Genomic DNA, 6,828 nt, shown 5'->3' with positions numbered 1-6,828 from the left:
CGCCCTTGGCCAGACGATGCCCGCGCCAAGTGATGCCCGCAGCCCCGGACCGCTCGCGCCCATGCGCCCGGTGATCCAGTCGAAGAGACGGCAGATCAGCGGTTCCTCGCGGGCAAGGAGGCCACGGAAGCGAAAGAGCACCCAGAGCAGCCCGCCGAAGAGCAGCAGATTCAAGGCCCCCGCAATGCTGAGGCCAAGGCGCAGATCTCCTTCGATCTGCGGAATGCGCCCCGCAGCAGCCACCGCGCCGGCAAAGAGCGCAAACACGACCCCGTCGAGGAACCGGGCGATGACTGCTGTCGAAAGCACCGTGGCCATTTTCAGACCGTGCAGGCGCGCGACCAGCCAGGCCCGCACCAGCGGGCTGACACCCAGCGGTACAAGCACGTTCACGCCATAGCCCGCGAGCAGAGCACCTGTCAGTGGCAGCGAGCCAACCGGTTTCACATCAAAAAGTATTTGCCGCCACTTCCAGCCGCTCAGCAGCTGTTCTAGCAGGATCATTGCGGCCAGCACAGTTAGCCAAACCGGATTGGCGTAGCGCAGCCCGTCAAGGAAGCGTGCGAAGTCAAGGCTCCCGTACAGCCGGAAGATCAGCCAGAGCGCCAGTGCCGCACCCAAGACAGGAAGAAGCCAGCGTTTGATGAAAAGTCCCATGCAAATCCCGCTTGCAACCCCGCTTGCCGGATATGCTACCCGCTGTATCATGTACGGAGTCAATGGTTGATCCCGAGAGGAGGCTGCAATGGCAGCTTTGACGATTGGAAAAGCCGCCCGTTCGGCGGGGATCGGAGTGGAAACTATCCGTTTCTATGAGCGCAAGGGGCTGATCCGCCAGCCGCCGCGGCCAACCGCCGGCGGCCCGCGGGATTATGGCGGCGGAACGCTGCAGCGGCTCAGGTTCATTGCCGGGGCCAAGCGGCTCGGGTTTTCGCTGGCAGAGACCGCCGGCCTGCTCGCGCTGCTGGAGGCGCCAGGCGCGAGCTGCAGGGACGTGCAGGCACAGGCAAAAGCCAAGCGCGGCGAAGTGCAGGCCAAGATCGAAGGTTTGACCCGCATCCGGGATTCGCTTGACCGCCTCCTTGGCGCCTGCCCTGGAAAGGGAAGTCTTGCGGACTGCGCGATCCTCGAGGCAATCGAGAGTGCTGAGAACTCAGGAGGCACTTCCTGACAAGAAATGCTTGTTAAAGATGATGGTGAGAGGACTGGTTTTCACGGCCACAGCGGATGAGTGCTTTTCGCTGGCGCCGTTCTCTGCCCGCCTTTCCTGAATATATAGGCGGATAAACTAAGCGGTAGAACATAACGTTTTGAGGACTTTGAGTGCCACCCATCGGCTTGGTGCCGGAACGGCTGGCAATGCGCTGTGCTATGAAAACATACTTCAGCATCGACATGCCTGCCTGGCAGTTTGTCCGCAACACTTTGGTTGTCAGTTGTGCAGGCATGTTGCCGCTACTGCTGCTCTATATCGCCCTCACGCCGGGCTTTGGAGCATTGCTGCTGAAAGGCGGGCCCGCGCTCAGCCGCTTTCTGCGGCAGGTCGTGACAAATGGATTACCCGTTGTATTCGCCGTCAACTACGTGAGCTTCTTTCTATATGCCGCAAGTGCCGCCAAACAGCGTGAAGGAGCCGTGCCGGCCCGTATCCTCCTGATCGACCTGCCTGCAAGGGTCGTCATTTTCGTCCTGTTGCATGGGGTAATCTATTTCGTCTCAGCTGACTGGTTCGGCTCGTTCGGAGGGGATCACTGGCAGGCGTTGCAGGTGGTCGGGCCCACACTTGTCCGGTCCGCCTTTTTTGAGAACATTTCCGGTGTTTACCTTTACGCGACACTGGTCAGTGCCTTGCCCCTATACGCGACAGTGATCGACAGCAATTTTGAAAGGGGCTCCGGGCGGCCGGAATGGCTGCGCGGCCTGGTTTGCAAGCTGCCGGGAAGGCTCGGGCCGATCCTGCTTGCGGTGGCTTTCTTCGGTTTATTCACGCTGGCATTGACGGGCGTGGCAGCGGTGATCATGAAACTGCAATCAATTTGGATATGAAACGCGCGGATCCTTCAGCACATGGAGTAAAGGGCGGTGGCGGGCAGTTTTGCTGCAGCCGGCAGTGCTGCTGCTGTGCACATCAGGGCCGGTTGATTATATTTGACAGCAGTCTGAGTGCGTCTCCCAAAGCGAATTGGAAGTTGTCATTTGCGCGTTCCCTCCCTGAGATGCGCCGGCAGGATCAGCTGCAGGCCATCACAGGCCTGGCCTCTTCCACATGTGGCTTTGCAACATCAGAACGGTCTTCTGGCCGGAAGATGTTTGCTGCAAATGTGAACGCCGCGCATGACGAGTGATCCGTACCGGGTTAACATAATGAAGGCTCGCCATTGAGCTGCCCGTGGTAACCGCGCCATTGGCACTGCCTGTCTGAGGTTGTGGCTCTGATCTAGGACACGTCATTAACGACGTCGCTTGCGACGTACCTTATGCGGGGTCAGTGATGCGGGGCGAAATTCTTGGGTTGGAGCGGCGTCGCTTCTGGCGCGACGAAGACAAGCTCGAGATTGTCACATCTGTGGGGATTGGCAGGGCAACTGTGACGCAGATTGCGCAGCGCCACGAGATTACACGGCAGCAGATTTATGCTTGGCGGCATGAGTTGAAAATGAAGGGCTTGTGGTCGCCCGATACCGGCGCGCTCTTCTTCCCGTTGGACATTCCGGCGGTGGCCGAAGTTCCAGTGCCGCAGCCTCCGGTCTCCAAAACGCCGCCACCGGCCGCGGTTGAATTGCGCCTGCGCGGTGGAGGCGGCATGATGGGTCCGGGCACCGGTGTTCGCGTGTATCTGGCCTGTGGTGTCACGGATATGCGCAAAGGGATCGCAGGGCTGGCGGCATTGGCGCAGGATGTTTTGCATCAGAAACCCACCAGTGGAGCGGTGTTTGCGTTTCGGGGCCGGCGGGGCGATAGGACTAAGTTGCTCTATTGGGATGGCCAGGGGTTTTGTCTCTACTACAAGGTACTTGAGCGGGAGCGTTTCCCTTGGCCGCGCGCCAGGGATGGGGCGGTGCGGCTGACCTCTGCGCAGCTCGCGATGCTGTGGGAGGGGATCGACTGGCGGCGTCCTGATTGGGGCGCCCCGCCCGCCCGCGCCGGGTGATTTTACCTCTGGATTTTCGTTATTTATATGGTGCCTGAGCCTGTTTTCTGGTAGTCAGGCGCATGTCGAAATCCGCCGGAAATCTGCCCGATGATCCCGCCGAATTGAGGGCGATGATCGCCGCATTACAGGCGGAAAATGCCCGGATCGAGGCAGAGAACGCCAAGATGCCGGCCACGCTGCGGGTCCACGATCAGCTGTTTCAGGCCCTGCGTTTGCGGATCGCGAAGATGCAGAAACTGGCTTTCGGCAAATCCTCGGAAAAGATCGAGCGTGAGATCGAGCAGCTGGAGCTGGCGCTCGAAGACCTGCTGGTTGCGGTGGCCGAGGGTGATGACGCGCCTATCGACGAAGGCCAGGACGAACCGCCGCCAGAGCCTGCCGATGCACCCGCGCTGCGCGGCCGGCCACGTGTCTCGGATGCGACCCTGCGCGAGCGCCTCGAGCTTGATCCTGGCACCTGCTGCCCCGACTGTGGCGGCGATCTGCGGGTGGCGGGCGAGGACGTCAGTGAATTGCTCGGCATGATCGCCGCCCAGATGAAGGTGGTCCAGATCGCCCGCATCAAGAAATCCTGCCGCCGCTGTGAGCGGATGGTGCAGGAGCCAGCACCCAGCCGTCCGATCCCGGCAGCATGGCCGGGCCGAACCTGCTGGCCCATGTCCTGGTCTCGAAGTTCGACGATCACCTTCCCTTGTATCGCCAGCACGGGATCTTCGCCCGCATGGGGGCAGACATTGCCGAAAGCACGCTTGTTGGCTGGTGCGGACGGGCCATGAAGACCTTGGCTCCGCTGGCCGGACGAATTGAGGCCGATATTATGAGCAGCGACCTGCTGCACGCGGATGACACGCCGATCCGGGTGCTGGACCGCTCCAAAAAAGATAAAGAGCTGGGCAAAGGCGTGAAGCAGGGCCGGATCTGGGCCTATGTGCGCGATCAACGGCCGTGGGCGGGGGGGCGCCACCCGGTGCTGTCTATCGGTTCGCGCCCGACTGGAAGGAAGAGCACGTCCTAAGCCACCTGGCAGACTCCCGCGGCATTCTGCAAGCGGACGGCTACAAGGGGTATGCCAAGCTCTACGAGCCTGGTCCCGATGGCACTCGGCGTTTGCGCGAAGCGGCCTGTTGGGCTCACTTGCGCCGAGACTTCCACGACTTCTGGACCTCGACCAAATCCGAGATCGTCCGCGAGGCGTTCGACCGGGTCGGCAAGTTCTATGACATCGAGCGCGGCATCAACGGCCAGCCCGCAGAGGCCCGCCGTGCTGCGCGTCAAAAGCTGAGCCGGCCAAAGGTTGAGGGCTTCTTTGCCTAGTCAGAACAGCAACTCCTGCGCATTCCCGGCAAAAGCGATTTCCGCTATGGTCTGAGCCGTCGGGACGCCTTTAGCCAGTTCCTGACCGACGGGCGTGTGGCCATCGACAATAATCCAGCCGGGTGTGCCCTGCGCCCCATCGGAATCGGACGGAAAAATTGGCTCTTCGCAGGAGCAGACACTGGGGCGGAAACTTTGGCCCGCGCCATGACCATCATCGAGACCGCCAAGCTCAACGGTCTCGGCCCGCAGGCATATATCGCTGACATCCTCGACCGCATCCACGACCACAAGATCAAACGGCTGGATGAATTGCTGCCGTGGAATTGGGCGCCAATGACCTCCGAGACGGATGCTCAAGCTGCATAAGCTGCGGTATCAATGGCGCGTTTACTTTGAGACGAGCCCATTGCAGTCATTGCTCGCCTAGCAGTTCCTCGCTACCGGCGTTAAGCGGACGCTACACGATTGGCTGCAGCAGGACCGCTATAGCGCAACAACGCCGCTGCGCGAGCGGATGATTGAGGACATGCGGATCAAGGGGCTGGGTGACAAATCTCAGAAGTCGCACATCCGGGCGATCAAGGACTTCGCAGCGTTTCTGGGGCGGTCGCCGGACACCGCGACGCCAGACGATCTGCGCGCCTACGAGCTTCACATGACCGGCCGCGGTGTCACGCCGCCGGCCTGCAATGCCCGCCTCATTGCGCTGAGGTTCTTTTTCGAGACGACCTGCGGGCGGGGTGGGATGAAGCGGCACATGCAGTTCCGCACCCGGCCGCGCAAGCTCCCCGTGGCAGTCAGCGCCGAGGAAGTGGAGGCACTGCTGCGGGCCGCGCCAGGACCGGAGCTGAAGTATCGGGCGGCGCTGAGCATCTCCTGTGGCGCCCGGCACAGGGCGCCGGAGGTCTGCAATCTCAAAGTCAGCGGTTTCGGCAGCGACCGGATGCTGATCCATGCCGAACGGGGCAAGGGCCGCAAGGTCATGCTGCCGCCGGGATTGCCGAACCTGCTGCGCGAGTACGGGGGTATCTTGCCGAATTCGGGCTGGTAGCGCCGAAGGGCCCGGCGAGCCTGAAGGTCTTGGAGAACGCGCTGGAAGATCAGACCAGCGACTTGCCCACTCCGGTTGGGGAGATGGGCGTCTTGTTCTGCAATTGCATGCCCATCTCCTTGTAAATGCGATAAATCTTCTTCGCATTTATTTCCTACCCCTCACGGCGCAGAAGCACATGCACGCGCCGATAGCCGAAGCGCACACGGGTCTGGCAAATTTCTCGGATCCGCTGTTCCAAAGCGGCCTGCCCGGGCCGGAGGGATTTGTAGCGACAGGTTCTGGGATCGAACCGGATCACCTCGCAGGCCCGGCGGATCGACACCTGCCAATCCGCCCGCATCCCGTCGACCAGCGTCCTTTTCCGGGCAGGCCTCAAAGCTTTCGTTTAATGACGTCCTGCAGCATCTCCTTGTCCAGAGCGAGGTCTGCAACGATCTTTTTCAGTCGCGCATTCTCCTGCTCGAGCTCCCTCAGCCGCTTCATTTCGGACGGCATCAGACCGGCTTATTTTTCTACCAGTTGAAGAAGGCCGCCGTGCTGACGCCGGCCTTCCGGCAGGCTTCCGCGACAGTCGTGCCGCCCTCTGCCTGTTTGATGATGAACGCCTTCTGCGCGTCCGTGAACTTCGATGCCTTCATGCGATTCCGCTCCTCTCCCAGCCTGGGGTTCTTCGCGGAAGACTCTAACAAGCTTCGAGGATGTTTTCGGGGATCACATCAAGATCTCATCATCAAACCATCGGATCAAACACCTAAGGGGATCCGAGCCTGTCATTTCATTGATCGCCAGTGTCAGTTGTCACTATTGGAAAGGACTTTGTCTCATATGAACGTGGAGCCGATGTCAAACAACACGTAGGTGGCGTGAAGGAACTACTATTCGGAGTGAAAGATGACCTATCAGGCGCCGGTTCGCGATATCATGTTCAATATCGAGCATTTGTCTGACTGGCCCGAGGTCGCATCGCTGGCGGCTTATTCCGGGATCGAAACCGGGGATGTCCAGGCTGCGCTGGAGGGGCTCGGGCGTTTTTGTTCGGACGTAATCGCACCGCTTTCGGCAATAGGGGACGAAACCGGCGCGCGGCTCGACGGTGCAAAGGTCGTGATGCCTGAGCCATACTTGCAGGCTTATGCGCAATACACTGGGATGGGCTGGCAAAGCCTGCCGCACCCGGAAGACCTTGGCGGAATGGGGTTGCCGCGGGCCGCCGGGGCCGCCGCGACAGAGATTTTGAACGCAGCGGATATGAGTTTTGGCCTTTGTCCGCTATTGACTGACGGGGCGGTGGAGGCGCTGTTGC

General features: G+C 60.8%; 6 protein-coding genes and 3 pseudogenes. 7 read left to right on the top strand and 2 right to left on the bottom strand.

The window, feature by feature from the left end:
- On the bottom strand, nucleotides 1-657 hold a 657-nt coding region (locus tag A2I95_RS24345), incomplete at its 3' end, for a lysylphosphatidylglycerol synthase domain-containing protein (protein WP_291733995.1).
- A gap of 88 nt (nucleotides 658-745) precedes the next feature.
- On the opposite strand from A2I95_RS24345, the gene A2I95_RS24340 reads away from it, so the two are divergent.
- The 6 genes and pseudogenes from A2I95_RS24340 (at nucleotide 746) to A2I95_RS24315 (ending at nucleotide 5,522) form a co-directional block, all read left to right on the top strand.
- Entirely contained in the window at nucleotides 746-1,171 is a 426-nt protein-coding gene (locus tag A2I95_RS24340) for a MerR family DNA-binding protein (protein ID WP_027258031.1), read from the top strand.
- 200 nt (nucleotides 1,172-1,371) lie between these two features.
- Nucleotides 1,372-2,046 (top strand): hypothetical protein, encoded by a 675-nt coding sequence (locus A2I95_RS24335; RefSeq protein ID WP_027258032.1) that lies wholly within the window; start codon nucleotides 1,372-1,374, stop codon nucleotides 2,044-2,046.
- A 445-nt stretch (nucleotides 2,047-2,491) separates the two neighbouring features.
- Nucleotides 2,492-2,662 (top strand): annotated as a pseudogene (locus A2I95_RS24330) (transposase); the annotation flags it as partial.
- A 141-nt stretch (nucleotides 2,663-2,803) separates the two neighbouring features.
- Nucleotides 2,804-3,151: an IS66 family insertion sequence element accessory protein TnpB gene (gene tnpB / locus A2I95_RS24325; protein WP_367152450.1), complete on the top strand. Its 348-nt coding sequence runs from the start codon at nucleotides 2,804-2,806 to the stop codon at nucleotides 3,149-3,151.
- 62 nt (nucleotides 3,152-3,213) lie between these two features.
- Nucleotides 3,214-4,837: pseudogene (locus A2I95_RS24320) on the top strand (IS66 family transposase).
- 148 nt (nucleotides 4,838-4,985) lie between these two features.
- Nucleotides 4,986-5,522, top strand: a complete 537-nt coding sequence (locus A2I95_RS24315; RefSeq protein WP_342665591.1) for a site-specific integrase — start codon at nucleotides 4,986-4,988, stop codon at nucleotides 5,520-5,522.
- An 85-nt stretch (nucleotides 5,523-5,607) separates the two neighbouring features.
- Here A2I95_RS24315 and A2I95_RS24310 read toward each other — a convergent pair.
- Nucleotides 5,608-6,163, bottom strand: a pseudogene (locus A2I95_RS24310) (transposase); the annotation flags it as partial.
- A 253-nt stretch (nucleotides 6,164-6,416) separates the two neighbouring features.
- Between A2I95_RS24310 and A2I95_RS24305 the strand changes: the two are divergent.
- On the top strand, nucleotides 6,417-6,828 hold a 412-nt coding region (locus A2I95_RS24305; protein WP_291733991.1), incomplete at its 3' end, for an acyl-CoA dehydrogenase family protein.

The sequence above is a fragment of the Leisingera sp. F5 genome, from assembly GCF_001593695.1.
Note: the sequence above shows the minus strand (reverse complement) of the source record. Positions and strands in the feature narration are given on the sequence as shown.